We start from the raw sequence: 13,927 nt of genomic DNA on the forward strand, positions 1-13,927 counted from the left end.
AGCGGCGCAGCCCGCCCGCCATGCGGCTCCCGTTCGGGGGCGATACGCGTCGCCCTGCGCAAGCCCCTCGTCGGATCCTGCCCGACTCCCCTAGCGTGGCGGCATGAAGGTCGTGAACGCACTGATCGCCTGGGCGCTCGAACGCCGACTCGTCCGCTCGGCTCTGCTCTACACCGATCGCCGAGGACCGATGCTGGCAGACAGCGTCACCTACCGGGCCCTGTTCAGCGTCTTCGCCGGCGTCCTGCTCGGTTTCTGGCTCGCCGCTCTCTGGCTCGCCGGCAATCCAGACGCCTGGCGTGCCCTGCTGCGCGCTGTCGAGGCAGCCGTGCCGGGCCTGCTCGGCAAGGACGGCGTGATCACGGATCTCGACAGCGTCCCCGAGCTCCCCGGCCTCTCGATCGCCGGGATCGCATCGATCGTCGGACTCCTCGGCGCGGCGCTCGGGGCGATCGGCTCGCTGCGCACGGCGGTCCGGACGATCGCCGGAACCGCGATGACGGACGCGATGATCGTCTGGGTGATGCTGCGCAATCTCCTGCTCGCCGCGGGCATCGCCGCGGCCTTCGCTGCGGCGGCGGCGCTCACCGTCCTCGGCGGGACGGGCGTCGGCGTCATCGCCGATGTCGTCGGGATCGATCCGGACTCTCCGCTCGCCGCCTGGGGTGTGCGCGTCGTGTCGCTCGTCGTGGTGTTCGCCCTCGACACCGCGCTCGTGATCGCGGTCTTCCTCCTGCTGGCCGGCCGACGCGCCCCGGCGAAGACGCTGTGGTCCGGCGCACTCCTCGGCGCCGTCGGGCTGATCATCCTGCAGGAGCTCTCCGGCCTGTTCGTGAGCGGCGCCCGCTCCAACCCCCTGCTGGCATCGTTCGCCGCGCTGCTCGCCCTGCTGATCTGGCTGAACTTCTCGACCCAGGTGATCCTGTTCGCGTGCGCGTACATCGTCACGGGCATCGAGGAGACCGAGGACAGGGTCCGCGCCCGCTACGGCGCACGAACCCTCGCCGAGCACGCGGTGCGTCGCGCCGAGCGCGAGGTCGGCGTCGCGGTCGCCGCACTCGCTGCGGCGCGCGACGCGGTCGGTGGCGGTCAGAGCGAGAACGCGCCTGGCAGCCGGCCGGAGGTGCGCTCGTAGCGCACCTCCCATTCATCCTCAGCGGGCGCGCGCGTGGCGATGGTGGCGCGCGAAGCATCCGCCCTGCCCTTGCGCAGCGCCGACATCGCAGCCGACGCGCCCCGCTCGGCGTCGAGGACCCGTGCGAACACGTTGACGACGATCCTGCCGTCACTCAGACGCTTCCCACGGTCGTGGCCCGTCGTGGTACCGAGCCCTCGCTCGTCGAGGACCGCGTCCAGCCACTCGGTGGCGTGCCCGATCAGCCGACGATCAGAGGCCGCGTCTCGCATCGGGAACTGCACGACGAGGTGGTCGAGCGCCTCCCCGTCGACCTCCACGAACCCGCGGTCGAAGAAGGGCGCGGCAAGGCCGCCGATCGGGGTCGTGGCCGCGTCGAGCCCCGTCTCGCGCAGGGTCCCCGCCTTGCCCACGGTCCCTTCTCTGACCACCCACTCCCCTGTCGACGCACTCGGCCAGATCTGCGCGAACGCGGTGGGAAGCGTCGTCGTCCGCAACTGCATGGCTACTCGCACGTCCCGTTCTCCTGCAGGGAGGCATCCGAGATGATGGCACCATCGACGGTCAGATCGACGACGGCCTCGGTGCCGTCGATCGCGAGGCCTGCGAGATGCAGGCCGGCCGGCAGCTGGTCGGCGATGCAGATGCGCTGCGTCTCGGTGAGTCGATCCCCGAGATCCCCGAGCCGGTCCGCGATCTGGGCCGCGTCCAGCTCGACACCGCCCAGGAGCAGCCGTACCGGGGTGAGGGTGAGGTCTCCCTCGGTGGCACCGGGCGTCGCGGTGAAGGAGATCGGCAGCGCGAAGCCGAGCACGTCGATCGATCCGGACGCCGTGACGTCCGGCGCCTCGAAGGAGATCGACTCGATGGGAAGATCGGTTCCCGCCAGCAGCGTCTCGAACTGCGCCTGATCGATGCGCAGCGTCCCCTCGGCGCCCGCGAGATCCTCGCCGCGGAGCGAGACGCCGCGTGCGGTGACCTCCGCCGCCCCGGTGATGCCCCCGACCGTGACGGACTGCGTCGACAGGTTCAGCTGGTCCAGCGAGCCGGCGATCAGCTGCGGGAGGAGGATGCCTGAGGCGTCGACATCCAGCTGCTGATCGGCCGGGAGCTCGAGCTGCTCGATGACGATGCCTCTCACGATCCCCGGCAGCATGCTGCGCGCGATGAACTCGGCGGCGACCACGAGCGCGGCGAGGAGGATCACGACGGTGAGGACGACCCACGGCCAGCGCCGACGCCGCGGCTTCTGCACGGCGTCATCCTCCCCGGGGATGACCAGGGTGGGATGCTCGGTCGATGCCTCGGGGTACGGCAGCGTGGGGTTGTCGTCGCTCATGCCACCATCCTGCCCGGTCGGCGTGCGTTACATGCGCTCCGGGGCCGAGACGCCGAGCAGATCGAGTCCGTTGCGGAACACCTGGCCCGCGGCGTCGTTGAGCCACAGGCGGGTGCGGTGCACGGATTCGATCGCGTCGTCCCCCTGCGGGATCACCCGGCAGTTGTCGTACCAGCGGTGGTAGAGGCCCGCCAGCTCCTCGAGGTACCGGGCGATGCGGTGCGGCTCGCGGACCTCCGCGGCGAAGCCGACGATGCGCGGGAACTCCTGGAGCGCACCGAGCAGCGCGGCCTCGGTCTCGTGCGTGAGCGTCTCCGGCGCGAACTCGCTGCGGTCGACGCCGGAGTCCGCCGCGTTGCGCGCGACGTTGTGCGTGCGGGCGTGCGCATACTGCACGTAGAAGACGGGGTTGTCGTTGGTGCGCTTCTGCAGCAGCTCGGGGTCGAGGTCCAGCGGCGAATCCGCGGGCGAGCGCTCCAGGGCGTAGCGCAGTGCATCCGTGCCGATCCACGCCTGCAGATCGTCCATCTCGATGATGTTGCCTGCGCGCTTGCTCAGACGCGCACCGCGCACAGACACCAGCTGGCCGATGAGGACTTGGATGTTCTTGTCCGGGTCATCCCCCGCCGCACCGGCGACAGCCTTGAGACGGTGGACGTAGCCGTGGTGGTCGGCGCCGAGCAGATAGATCTTGTCCGTGAAGCCGCGGTCGCCCTTGTTGAGGTAGTACGCGGCATCCGCGGCGAAGTAGGTGTACTCGCCGTTGGAGCGGCGGATCACGCGATCCTTGTCGTCTCCGAAATCCGTGGTGCGCACCCACACGGCGCCGTCCTCGTCGAAGACGTGGCCCTGCTCGCGGAGGCGATCGACCGCCTGGTCGATGAGGCTCGTGCCGTCCTCGCCTTTGGCATGCAGGGTGCGCTCGGAGAACCAGACGTCGAAGGGCACGTTGAACCGCTCCAGCGACGCGGTGATCTCGGCGAGCTGGTACTCGTATGCGAGATCACGTGCGACGACATGCTGCTCGTCCGTCGGCAGCCCGAGCAGGTCGGGGCGAGCCGCGAGCACGCGGCCCGCGAGGGTCGTGATGTATTCACCGGGGTAGCCGCCCTCGGGGGTCGGCTCGCCCTTGGCAGCCGCGACGATGGACAGCGCGAACCTGTCCATCTGGGCGCCGGCGTCGTTGATGTAGTACTCCCGGACGGCGTTGGCGCCGCTCGCGAGGAGCAGACGCACGATGGAGTCGCCCAGCGCCGCCCAGCGGGTATGACCGATGTGCAGAGGGCCGGTGGGATTCGCCGAGACGAACTCGATGTTCACGCTCACGCCGCGCTGCGAGTCGTTGCGCCCGTACTCCGGACCGGCGTCGACGATGAGCTTCGCCAGGGCGCCGGCCGCGGCGGCGTCGAGGCGGATGTTGATGAACCCTGGCCCCGCGACCTCCGCGCTCGCGACGCCGTCGACCGCCGCGAGGCCGGTGACGATCTGCTGTGCGAGCTCGCGCGGGTTCGCGCCGAACGGCTTCGCCAGGCGCATCGCGATGTTGGAGGCCCAGTCGCCGTGGTCGCGGTTGCGCGGGCGCTCGAACACGATGTCTGCCGAAGAAAGGCCCAGAGGCTCTCCGGGACGTCGCTCCTCGGCGATCGGCGCGAGGACGGCGAGGAGGGCTTCGGCAAGCGTTTCAGGGTTCATAGCCGTCTCAGTTTACGGCTCTGGTCGCGTGCGAATTTGCGCTGAGCGCACGGTGATCTACTCTCATGCCATGAAGGCCCTGTCCTCCCGCCGCTCCCTGCGTGCCATCGTGCTCGCGATCGGAGTGCTCCTCGCTGTCGCCGCCGTGATCCTGGGGGTGTGGCGCCCTTGGGCCCCGCTGACCGCCTCGCTTCCGGCAGGTGCCTCCGACGGCGAGATCCCCGCCGCTGCGGCTCCCGCCCCACTGGCGCTTCCCGAGCATCCGACCGTGCTGGTCTTCGGCGACTCATGGACGTACGGATCGGCCGCGCTCTTCCCGACTCAGGGCTACGCCTATGTGCTGGCCGATCTCATCGGCGCGGAGACGATCGTGAACGGGGTCAGAGGCAGCGGCTACCTCAAGCCGGGTATCGACGGGCCCTCGTACGGCGAGCGGATCGCCGCGCTGGATGCGTCGCTCACCCCGGACCTGGTGATCGTTCAGGGCTCCATCAACGATCGCGCCCAGGGCGAGCGCGGCTATCGCGACGCGGTGAACGCGGCCTGGGATGCGTTGACCGCGACGTACCCGGAGGCGGAGATCGTGGTCCTGGGGCCCGCGCCGCACGTCCTGCCGGTCGGCGCCGAGACGGCGAGGATCGACCGCGATCTGTCCGAGCTCGCCGCCGCCCGCGGCTGGTGGTACGTCTCTCCGATCGAGCGCCAGTGGATCACCGAGGTCAACTACGACGACGTCATCGATGCGGACCTCGGCCGACGCCATCCGTCCACGGCCGGTCACCGGTATCTCGCCGAGCAGCTGGCCGCCGCTCTCGACGAGCTCGCCGCAGCGCCGGTGACAGAGGCCGGCGTGTCCGAGGACGACGCCAGGCCGTGACTGTTCTCCGACGATGACGCGCGCGGAGCAGTGGCGGCAAGAGCTGGCGGCTACTCCCGAGACGGAGTGGCCGGCGCTCCTCGATGCGAACTCGGGCCTCCCAGGCCCCAGGGCGAATCTGGAGCTCGCGACGGCGTTCGCCGATCTCGCGCCGTCCGCGGTCACGATCGCCGCGTCCGAGGATGAGGATGAGTTCCGCGCGTTCTGCGGCGCGCTCGCGCTGGGAGCGAGGGCGCGGGATGCATCCGTTCTCGGACGCCTGCACGTCCTCGCGTCCGATCCGCGCTGGCGGGTGCGCGAGGCCGTGGCGACCGGGCTGCAGAGGCTCGGGGATGCGGAGCCGGATGCCCTGCGACAGATCGTCCTCGCCTGGGCCGACGACGAGGACCTCCTCGTGCAGCGGGCTGCGGTGGCGGCGATCTGCGAGCCGCGGCTGTTGCGCGCGCCGGGCGATGCGGCGATCGCGCTGGAGGTGTGCGCGCGGACGACGGCGCACCTCGCAGCGCTCCCCGGGGAGGTGCGGCGCACCCCGGAGGCCAAGACGCTGCGCAAGGCGCTCGGCTACTGCTGGAGCGTCGCGATCGCGGCGGATCCGGAGCACGGGCGCGAGGCCTTCGAACGACTCGACCGCGCTGATCGCGACGTCGACTGGATCGTCACGAGCAACCTGCGCAAGAAGCGGATCGCCGGCTTGTTCTGACCGTGGCCCGCCTGTGCGACGGCTCGCGGAGGAGCCGTCGCACAGCGCGGATCAGGCGGCGCGGATCAGGCGGTGCCGAACGGGTTGTCGATGACGTAGCGCCAGCCGTGCTCATCGTCGTACACGGCGACGTCCGCGGTGGTTCCGGCGAGCGCGACCTCCGAGCCGTCGGGGCCTGTGCCCGTCAGCGTCCAGTCCGCGATGGCGAGCCCCGTCGCCCCGGAGGCGAAGACGTGGCGGACGTTCATGGTGATGGGGAGCTCCAGTGCGAGGAACTGGCCCAGTGCGCCGCGGATGCCTTCCTCGCCCTCGACGGGCTGGCCGGGCGCCGGGACGAACACCGCGTTCGGCGCGTTCAGCGCCATGAGCGCGTCGATGTCGCGGGCGTTGAAGCGCTCCGCGAAGGCGAGGTTGAGCTGGTCGAGGGACGTGACCTTGGTGAACGACATGCGAGTCTTCCTTCTTCTCTTCGGAACGCGGATGCGATCCAGAGAGAAGGACGGCCCATAGGCACCGGTGTGACAGATCCGTCCGATCGTTTCAGCCGCGCAGTGCACGCCTCGCGCGCGAGATGCGCTGCCGCACGGCGGCGGGCGTGATGCCCAGTCGCTCCCCGATCTGCTCAGCGCTCAGCTCGTCGACGGCGCTCAGCTCGAGCGGCCGTCGCAGCTGCGGCGGAAGGTCTTCGATGGCTCTGAGTACCGCTGCGAGGTGTTCGTGAACCTCCGCCTCGTGTTCGACGTCCTGCGGTGACTGCAGCCGCTCGCACAGCACCTCTCCGAGGTCGTCCTTGCGTGCTCGCTGCATGTCGATGACCGTGGTGCGCACGATGGCGTCCAGCCACGCGCACATAGGGCCGGCATCCGGCGAGCGCAGCGAGCTCAGCGATCGCCACGCGCGCAGGGCGGCGTTCTGTGCGGCGTCGTCGGCGTCGACGACGGGGATGCCGAGGGAGATGCTCCGCCGCCGGAGGCGGTGCGGCTCCTCGCGCAGCATCCGGCTGAGGTGCGCGGATGCCTCGGCGACCGCCGCACCAGGTTCACGCGTGGGAGACGACGAAGGCCGCTCGGAGAGAGCGGCCTTCGTCGTGTTGTTCATCGTGCCCCCGACAGGAGTCGAACCTGCGACCTACGGTACCGGAAACCGGCGCTCTATCCACTGAGCTACGGAGGCGTACCGAATGACGATATCACCTGCGCTGACCCGTCCGAGAACACAGCCATGCCTCCCGGGCGCGTCGTACGCTGAGGCTATGTGGTGGTCGGATGAGGAATGGGCGGCGATGTCGGATGCCGCAGAGTGCGGGATGTGCGCGGACGCCCACCTCGTCAAGAACGCGCACAGTCTGCTGGTGACCTCGACTCCGGCGACGTACGTGCGGCTGTCGCGCAATCAGGCGCATCCCGGGTATGCGCTGGTGATCCTCCGCGACCACGCGACAGACCTGGCGGATCTGACCTCAGCTGCACTGAACGCGTTCTGGGCCGATGTCCAGCGCACCGGACGCAGCATCGCCTCGGTCTTCGCGCCCCGGAAGATCGACTATCTGATCATGGGACATCGGATGCCCCATCTTCATTGCCATCTCCTCCCCCAGCACGCCGGCGACGATCCCATCCGCAACGTGGACATCTCGGACGGGCCGACGATCCCGCCCGAGGCCGCGCTCGTCAACACTGTCAGTCGGTTACGGGAGGCGTGGAGCTCCTTCGACTGAGTGCTCAGGGCGTCCCCGAGCCGAGCAGATGATTGCTGAACTCGCGGATGCCGGGATCGGCAGCGAACAGACGCGCCAGCCGCAGTGCGGCGGCGATGTCCGCTTCTGACGTCCGTTCCCGAGTCTCGAAGGCGAGGCCCGCAGGTCCCTCGATGCCGACGACGGTCACGTCGTGCAGGCCGGCGTCTTCCAGTTCCCTCTGAAGTTCTTCTGCCGAGTGGAAATGCCCTCCGGGGAACCGACCCACGGGTGCGGGAGTGCCGTGCCGGAGCAGGTCGAGCCATCCCTGCGTGTTCGCGTCGAGAACCGCCGGGCTCAGCGCCGCTCCCGCGAAGGCGGCCAGCCGAGGAATCGCCGCGGCATGAACCGCTCCGCCGGGCCGGCAGACCCGCCGAGCTTCGTTCAATGCCCGCGCCCTCTCGGCGCGCTCGGACAAGTGGTAGAGAGGACCAGCCATCAGGACGGCATCGAAAGAGTCATCTTCGAAGCGCAATCGACGCGCGTCGCCGAGTTCGGCGACGAACGTGCCGTGGCGCGCAGCAGCAGCGACGTGACGTGGCACCGGATCCACGAGCACGACTTCGTAGCCGTCCGCAGCCAAGGCGGCGGCGTGAACGCCCGCTCCTCCGCCGACATCGAGGATCCGAGCCGGCGCGGGTGTCGCTGCGCGGACGACCTCCTGAGTTCGCTCGAACTCGAGCCTTCCCTGCGCCGAACGAGACGTCAACCGAAGGCGTTCGTCGAAGAGTTCGCCGTAGTACTTCTGCACCGCCGCGTCGATCGTCTCCTGGCCCATGAGGAGATCATGCCAAACACGCACCGGGACGGCGCCCGCGACGTCCCGGCGCCAGAACTTCGGTTCGATACTCAGCTCGCACACAACCCGGTTGTGCACAATTGATCTCATGAGCGTGACCGACGAGATGCTGTGCTTCTCCCTCTACTCCGCGACGCGCGCCACGACGCAGGCCTACCGCGCGCTGCTCGCGCCGTGGAACCTCACCTATCCGCAGTACCTCGTCCTCGCCGTCCTCTGGAACGACGGCGAACAGAGCATCCGATCCCTCGGTGACGCGATGCAACTCGACTCTGGCACGCTCTCCCCCCTCGTGCGCCGTCTCGAGCAGGCGGGGCTCGTCGCCAAGGAACGCAGCGCCGATGACGAACGGGTCGTCATCGTCCGTCTAACCTCCGCAGGCCTCGCGCTGCGTGCCGAGCTCGCACCCGTCCATGCCGAGGTCGCAGAGCTCGCCGGTGTCCATGACGACGGCGAGCGCCGCCGCCTCATCGCCGAGCTCCAGGCGCTCACGGCGCTCCTGCAGACCGTCACCGCCGACCGCACCCGCTGACCCCCTCGAAAGGAAGCACCCATGCAAGCCCTCTACACCGCCGAGGCCCTCGCCACCGGCGCCGGCCGCAACGGTCGCGTCGTCACCCGCGAAGGACGTCTCGACCTCGACCTCGCCGTTCCCGCCGAGATGGGCGGATCCGGCGACGGAGCGAACCCCGAGCAGCTCTTCGCCGCCGGCTACGCGGCATGCTTCCACTCCGCCCTGCAGTCCGTCGCCCGCGCGCAGAAGGTATCCATCGCCGACTCCTCTGTCGGAGCCAGGGTGCAGATCGGCTCGAACGGCCAGGGCGGCTTCGGCCTCGCCGTGGAGCTCGAGGTCGTCATCCCCGAGCTGCCGCACGACCGGGCGCAGTCCCTCGCGGACGCCGCCCATCAGGTGTGCCCGTACTCCAACGCGACGCGTGGCAACATCGACGTCGTCATCACGGTCTCGGAGGACTGATGCGCGCCCTCATCCACCACAGCTTCGGTCCGGCCGAAGAAGTCCTCGCCATCGAAGAGCGGCCCGTGCCGGAACCCGGTCCGGGCCAGGTGCGCCTGCGCATCGTCCTCTCCCCCATCCACAACCACGACATCTGGACCATCCGCGGCACCTACGGCTTCAAGCCCGAGCTGCCCGCAGCATCCGGAACCGAGGCGCTCGGTGTCGTCGACGCACTGGGAGACGGTGTCGAGAACCTCACGGTCGGCCAGCGCGTGGCGACCGGCGGCACCTTCGGCGTCTGGGCCGAGTACGTCGTGACGAAGGCCGCCGGACTCATCCCCGTGCCGGAGGCGCTGCCAGACGAGGCGGCCGCACAGCTGATCTCGATGCCGTTCAGCACCATCAGCCTGCTGCAGTTCCTCGATGTGCACGAGGGCGACTGGATCGCGCAGAACGCCGCCAACGGCGCCGTCGGGCGGATGCTGGCGCAGCTCGGCGCCGCGAGAGGCGTGAACGTGCTGGGCCTCGTCCGACGTACGGCAGGCATCGAGGAGCTGCGCGCCCAGGGCATCGGCAACGTCGTCGCCACCGACCAGGACGACTGGCGCGATCAGGTGGCCCGTGTCACCGGCGGCGCACCGATCGCGGTGGGCGTCGACTCCGTCGGAGGAACCGCATCCGGCGATGTCCTCTCGCTCCTCGCCGAGAACGGCACGCTGGTCGCCTTCGGCGCGATGAACTCGCCGGTCATGGAGATCGCCTCCGGCGACGTGATCTTCAAGCAGGCGACGGTCAAGGGCTTCTGGGGCAGCAAGGTCAGCCAGACCATGGACGCCGCCACACGGGGCGCCCTGTTCGGCGAGCTCATCCAGCGCGCCTCCGACGGGACCCTCACACTGCCCGTCTCCGGTGTCTTCGATGCGGCAGATGCCGCCGAGGCCGTGCGGGCCAGCAACACACCGGGACGTGTGGGGAAAGTGCTCCTGAAGTTCTGAATCGGATGCGGCCTCCGCCGGGTGTAACCTGTCGGAGGCCGATCCGGCCCCGACCCGACCGAAGGCAGGTGATGCGCGATGTCCAGTGATAGTCGCAACGCCACCGCTCACGGTCGTCCGGTCGTCATCTCGATGCGCTGACTCCCGCGACCAGGCGGTGGCGTCTTCGCGCGTTCTTGCGCGCACTCACCGCTGCGCCGCTCCGGCGCCGCGTCAGCAGCGAGCAATCGAGGTGAATCATGACCGCTCTCATCGACAACGCCGTGTACGTCGACGGACACCGCACGGGCAACCCGACCCGCCTGACCGAGACGTACGACATCCTGCGCGAACGCAACGGCATGGCCTGGATCGGGCTGTACAGGCCGAGCCGTGAGGAGGTGCAGTCGATCGCGGACGAGTTCAGCCTGCATCCCCTCGCCGTGGAGGACGCTCTGTCCGGCCACCAGCGCTCCAAGCTGGAGCGCTACGGCGACACTCTCTTCGTCGTGCTCCGGCCTGCCCGCTACCTCGACGAATCGGAAGAGGTCGAGTTCGGCGAGCTGCACCTCTTCGTCGGCCCGGATTTCGTCGTGACCATCCGGCACGCGGAGTCCCCGAGCCTCGGCGTCGTACGGCGTCGCCTCGAGGCCGCCCCCGAACTGCTCGCCATGGGCCCCGAAGCGGTGCTCTACGCGATCCTCGACGAGGTGGTCGACGAGTACGCCCCCGTCATCGCCGGTCTCGAGAACGACATCGACGAGATCGAGGACCAGCTCTTCGCCGCCGATGAGGCGGTGTCGCGTCGCATCTACGGGCTCTCCCGAGAGGTCATCGACTTCCAGCGCGCGACCCACCCGCTCGTCGACATGCTCGAGGCGCTGCGGCGCGGCTCGGACAAGTACGAGGTGGATCTCGAGCTGCAGCGCAACCTCCGCGACGTCCTGGACCACACCCTGCGGATCGTCGAGCGAGCGGATGCGTTCCGCGCCATCCTCGAGAATGCTCTGACCCTCAACGCCACGCTCGTGGCCCAGCGTCAGAACGACGAGATGCGTCGGATGACCGAACTGGGTCTCGCTCAGAACGACGAGGTGAAGAAGATCTCGTCCTGGGCAGCCATCCTCTTCGCCCCGACCCTCGTCGGCAGCGTGTACGGGATGAACTTCGACGTGATGCCCGAGCTGCACTGGGCCTGGGGCTATCCCTTCGCCATGCTGCTGATGGTGGGCGTCGGCGCAGGGCTGTTCGCGGTCTTCAAGGCGAAGAAGTGGCTGTGACGCCGGCATGGCGGCAGGATGTCCCGGCGGGACGAGGCCGACGTGGCGTTGGTAACGTGATCCGATGCCGAGCATCAAAGCCGTCCTCTTCGATCTCGACGGCGTCGTGCGTCGCTTCCTCCCTGCTCATGCCGTCGAGATCGAACGTCGGCATCGGCTTGATACCGACGCGATCGCAGCAGTCGCGTTCGAGCCTGGCCTGCTCGAGGCCGTCACGACCGGCACGATCACGCGCGATGCGTGGATCGAACGTATCGGCGCCGCTCTGGGCAACCGCGATGCGGCAGCAGAATGGGGGCGCCAGCCTTTCACCGTCGACGACGAGGTGCTCGCTCTGGCAGATGAGCTACGCGCGCGCGGCCTGGTCACCGCGGTCTTGACGAACGGCACCGACACCATCTCGACGGAAGTTTCCGCCATGGGACTGCATGCCCACTTCGATGCCGTCTACAACTCAGCCGAGATCGGCCGGAGAAAGCCCGACTCCGAGGCTTTCCAGCACGTTCTGAGAGCGTTGGGTCACGAACCGGAAGAAGTGTTCTTCACGGATGATTCCTCGGACAACGTCGCCGGCGCCCGAGCGCTCGGAATGCCTTCTCACCGTTTCACCGCGATCGACGACCTTCGAGAGTCCTTACGCGCAGCAGGCGTCCTGGATTGAGGAACCGATGGACTATCTCTCCCACACCGAGCGATTCGTCGCCGAGCGCTTCCCCGCAGCCGACATCGCGGTGCTCGCGGGAAGCACCGCGCGCGGCGAACGGACCGCGACCAGCGACATCGATCTGCTGCTCATCGGCGGGCACCTGTTCGACGGTGACGCCGCCACCTCGCTGGCTGCGACCTATGGATTCGACGGCGAGGCCTTCGAGGTGTTCGCCTACACGCCGGCAGGATTCGAGACGTGGGCGATGCGCGGCATCGCCCAGCACCGGCCCGTGATCGCCCACATGCTCGTCGACGGACTGATGTTCCGTTCCGGCGCCGATGGCCAAGCCCTCCGCGAAACCTGGGCAGACCGTCTCGCCGCGGGCCCGGTGATCTCCGTGCAGGAGGTCGAGTCCCGCCGCTACCATCTCACCGACGCCATCGACGACCTCCGCGACGCCACCGATCCGCTGGAAAGACAACATCTGGCGGCGACGGTCTTCGACAAGACCGCCGAGCTCATGCTGCTTTCGGCAGGGCAATGGATCGCCTCGGGCAAGAGACTCCCCCGGCATCTCCGGGCCCTGGATGACGCGCGGGCCACGGCCCTCGCGGCGCCGTACCTCGCCGGGCGTCTCGACGAGTTCGCGGATGTCGCGGAGCGCGAGCTCGAGCGCGCCGGCGGAAGACTGCGCATCGGCTACAGGCGGTGATGCTGCCGACCGCCGCGCAGATGTCGGATGCCGCTGACACAATCGCACCATGACGAAGGTCGATCTGAAGAAGGAGCTCGACTCCTATCGGGCTCGCAAGGGCCAGTTCCGCATCGTCGAGATCCCCGCGTTGCGGTACGTGATGATCGATGGCAGCGGCGACCCGAACGGCTCGCCCTCCTTCGCCTCGGCGATCGAGGCGCTGTATCCCCTCGCCTACGGGCTGAAGTTCGCGAGCAAGCAGCTCCTGGGCCGCGACTACGTCGTCATGCCGCTGGAGGGCCTCTGGTGGGCAGACGATCACACGGCATTCACGAGCGCGAGGGACAAGTCCGCGTGGAGCTGGACGCTGATGCTCCTTCAACCCGACTGGATCACGCACGCCATGTTCGACGAGGCGCTGACGAAGGCCGCCGCGAAGAACCCGCTCGGGCGCTTCGCCGAGGTCCGATTCGCAACGCTCGAGGAAGGACTCTGCGTCCAGACCCTGCACGTCGGCGCCTTCGATGACGAGGCCCCGCTCCTCGCCCGGATGCACGAGGAGTTCATCCCGCAGAACGGTCTCGCGATGACGGGGCTGCACCACGAGATCTACTTCAGCGATCCTCGAAAGGGCGACCCCGCGAAGCGCCGCACACTCCTGCGCCAGCCGGTAACGCGGATCAGCTGACGACGACGCCGATCGCGGTGGCGACGACGGCGAGCAGCGGGAGCGTTCCCTGCATGAGGGCGGCGCGCGCCTTCGTGCGGTCCGAGAGCAGGAGGACGAGCGCAGCGGCGAGCATCATGCCCGTTCCGGCGAAGACGAGCGTGAGCCCGATCGTCGAAGCGCCCAGGATCTGGAGCCCGACCCCGAGCAGAGCCGTCAGCGCGAGGAACAGGTTGTAGAAGCCCTGGTTGAAGGCGAGCTGCTTCATCGTGACGGCATCCGCCTCGCTCGCGACGCCGAAGATCTTGCGCGTCTCGGGCTCGGTCCACTTCAGCGACTCGAGCGCGAAGATGAACACGTGGAAGGCCGCGGCGGCCGCGGCGAGGATGAGACCGACGATGAGCATGCCCCCATCATCCCGCATCCGC

18 protein-coding genes and 1 tRNA gene are annotated in these 13,927 nt (G+C 68.9%); 11 read left to right on the forward strand and 8 right to left on the reverse strand.

Features of this window, described 5'->3' with window-relative positions; translation table 11 throughout:
• Positions 1–103: 103 nt before the first annotated feature.
• Positions 104–1,135: a YhjD/YihY/BrkB family envelope integrity protein gene (locus ACWGJP_RS13555; RefSeq protein WP_452330303.1), complete on the forward strand. Its 1,032-nt coding sequence runs from the start codon at positions 104–106 to the stop codon at positions 1,133–1,135.
• On the opposite strand, the gene ACWGJP_RS13560 is transcribed toward ACWGJP_RS13555, so the two are convergent.
• The 3 genes from ACWGJP_RS13560 to argS are packed head-to-tail and all read right to left on the reverse strand — an operon-like array spanning position 1,090 to position 4,166.
• Complete coding sequence (locus ACWGJP_RS13560) at positions 1,090–1,650, reverse strand: hypothetical protein (RefSeq protein ID WP_452330304.1); 561 nt, start codon at positions 1,648–1,650, stop codon at positions 1,090–1,092. The genes ACWGJP_RS13555 and ACWGJP_RS13560 overlap by 46 nt on opposite strands.
• Entirely contained in the window at positions 1,641–2,474 is an 834-nt protein-coding gene (locus ACWGJP_RS13565) for an LmeA family phospholipid-binding protein (RefSeq protein WP_452330305.1), read from the reverse strand. The genes ACWGJP_RS13560 and ACWGJP_RS13565 overlap by 10 nt, the downstream gene beginning before the upstream one ends.
• A gap of 27 nt (positions 2,475–2,501) precedes the next feature.
• Positions 2,502–4,166 (reverse strand): arginine--tRNA ligase, encoded by a 1,665-nt coding sequence (argS, locus tag ACWGJP_RS13570; RefSeq protein ID WP_452330306.1) that lies wholly within the window; start codon positions 4,164–4,166, stop codon positions 2,502–2,504.
• Between the two features lie 70 nt (positions 4,167–4,236).
• On the opposite strand from argS, the gene ACWGJP_RS13575 reads away from it, so the two are divergent.
• Both ACWGJP_RS13575 and ACWGJP_RS13580 read left to right on the forward strand, forming a co-directional pair.
• Positions 4,237–5,043 carry an SGNH/GDSL hydrolase family protein gene (locus ACWGJP_RS13575; protein ID WP_452330307.1) on the forward strand — a complete coding sequence of 269 codons (807 nt, stop codon included), beginning with the start codon at positions 4,237–4,239 and terminating at the stop codon, positions 5,041–5,043.
• 13 nt (positions 5,044–5,056) lie between these two features.
• Positions 5,057–5,743 carry a HEAT repeat domain-containing protein gene (locus tag ACWGJP_RS13580; protein WP_452330308.1) on the forward strand — a complete coding sequence of 229 codons (687 nt, stop codon included), beginning with the start codon at positions 5,057–5,059 and terminating at the stop codon, positions 5,741–5,743.
• Positions 5,744–5,808: 65 nt separating this feature from the next.
• On the opposite strand, the gene ACWGJP_RS13585 is transcribed toward ACWGJP_RS13580, so the two are convergent.
• The 3 genes from ACWGJP_RS13585 to ACWGJP_RS13595 form a co-directional block, all read right to left on the reverse strand.
• Complete coding sequence (locus ACWGJP_RS13585) at positions 5,809–6,192, reverse strand: YybH family protein (RefSeq protein ID WP_452330309.1); 384 nt, start codon at positions 6,190–6,192, stop codon at positions 5,809–5,811.
• A gap of 91 nt (positions 6,193–6,283) precedes the next feature.
• A complete protein-coding gene (locus ACWGJP_RS13590) occupies positions 6,284–6,841 on the reverse strand; it encodes an RNA polymerase sigma factor (RefSeq protein ID WP_452330310.1) in 558 nt (185 codons plus the stop codon).
• Positions 6,842–6,843: 2 nt separating this feature from the next.
• Positions 6,844–6,916 (reverse strand) — tRNA-Arg (locus ACWGJP_RS13595).
• Between the two features lie 79 nt (positions 6,917–6,995).
• Between ACWGJP_RS13595 and ACWGJP_RS13600 the strand changes: the two genes are divergently transcribed.
• Positions 6,996–7,460 carry an HIT family protein gene (locus tag ACWGJP_RS13600; RefSeq protein WP_452330311.1) on the forward strand — a complete coding sequence of 155 codons (465 nt, stop codon included), beginning with the start codon at positions 6,996–6,998 and terminating at the stop codon, positions 7,458–7,460.
• Between the two features lie 4 nt (positions 7,461–7,464).
• Here the strand turns inward: ACWGJP_RS13600 and ACWGJP_RS13605 are convergent, their stop codons facing one another.
• Positions 7,465–8,256 carry a class I SAM-dependent methyltransferase gene (locus tag ACWGJP_RS13605; protein WP_452330312.1) on the reverse strand — a complete coding sequence of 264 codons (792 nt, stop codon included), beginning with the start codon at positions 8,254–8,256 and terminating at the stop codon, positions 7,465–7,467.
• Between the two features lie 109 nt (positions 8,257–8,365).
• Here ACWGJP_RS13605 and ACWGJP_RS13610 point away from each other — a divergent pair, with 109 nt between their 5' ends.
• From ACWGJP_RS13610 to ACWGJP_RS13640, 7 genes are all read left to right on the forward strand, one after another.
• A complete protein-coding gene (locus tag ACWGJP_RS13610; RefSeq protein ID WP_452330313.1) occupies positions 8,366–8,809 on the forward strand; it encodes a MarR family winged helix-turn-helix transcriptional regulator in 444 nt (147 codons plus the stop codon).
• Positions 8,810–8,830: 21 nt separating this feature from the next.
• On the forward strand, positions 8,831–9,253 hold the full coding sequence (locus tag ACWGJP_RS13615; protein WP_452330314.1) for an organic hydroperoxide resistance protein: 423 nt from the start codon (positions 8,831–8,833) through the stop codon (positions 9,251–9,253).
• Entirely contained in the window at positions 9,253–10,230 is a 978-nt protein-coding gene (locus ACWGJP_RS13620) for a zinc-binding dehydrogenase (RefSeq protein WP_452330315.1), read from the forward strand. Before ACWGJP_RS13615 ends, ACWGJP_RS13620 begins: the two co-directional genes overlap by 1 nt.
• 239 nt (positions 10,231–10,469) lie before the next feature.
• Positions 10,470–11,489, forward strand: a complete 1,020-nt coding sequence (gene corA, locus ACWGJP_RS13625; protein ID WP_452330316.1) for a magnesium/cobalt transporter CorA — start codon at positions 10,470–10,472, stop codon at positions 11,487–11,489.
• 64 nt (positions 11,490–11,553) lie between these two features.
• Positions 11,554–12,150 (forward strand): HAD family hydrolase, encoded by a 597-nt coding sequence (locus ACWGJP_RS13630; RefSeq protein WP_452330317.1) that lies wholly within the window; start codon positions 11,554–11,556, stop codon positions 12,148–12,150.
• A gap of 7 nt (positions 12,151–12,157) precedes the next feature.
• Positions 12,158–12,850 carry a nucleotidyltransferase domain-containing protein gene (locus ACWGJP_RS13635; protein ID WP_452330318.1) on the forward strand — a complete coding sequence of 231 codons (693 nt, stop codon included), beginning with the start codon at positions 12,158–12,160 and terminating at the stop codon, positions 12,848–12,850.
• Positions 12,851–12,899: 49 nt separating this feature from the next.
• Complete coding sequence (locus tag ACWGJP_RS13640) at positions 12,900–13,520, forward strand: GyrI-like domain-containing protein (RefSeq protein ID WP_452330319.1); 621 nt, start codon at positions 12,900–12,902, stop codon at positions 13,518–13,520.
• Here ACWGJP_RS13640 and ACWGJP_RS13645 read toward each other — a convergent pair.
• Complete coding sequence (locus ACWGJP_RS13645) at positions 13,513–13,905, reverse strand: DUF1304 domain-containing protein (RefSeq protein WP_452330320.1); 393 nt, start codon at positions 13,903–13,905, stop codon at positions 13,513–13,515. The two genes, ACWGJP_RS13640 and ACWGJP_RS13645, sit on opposite strands and share 8 nt — an antisense overlap.
• Positions 13,906–13,927 lie beyond the last annotated feature (22 nt).

It is taken from the genome of Microbacterium sp. NPDC055903, assembly GCF_053615555.1.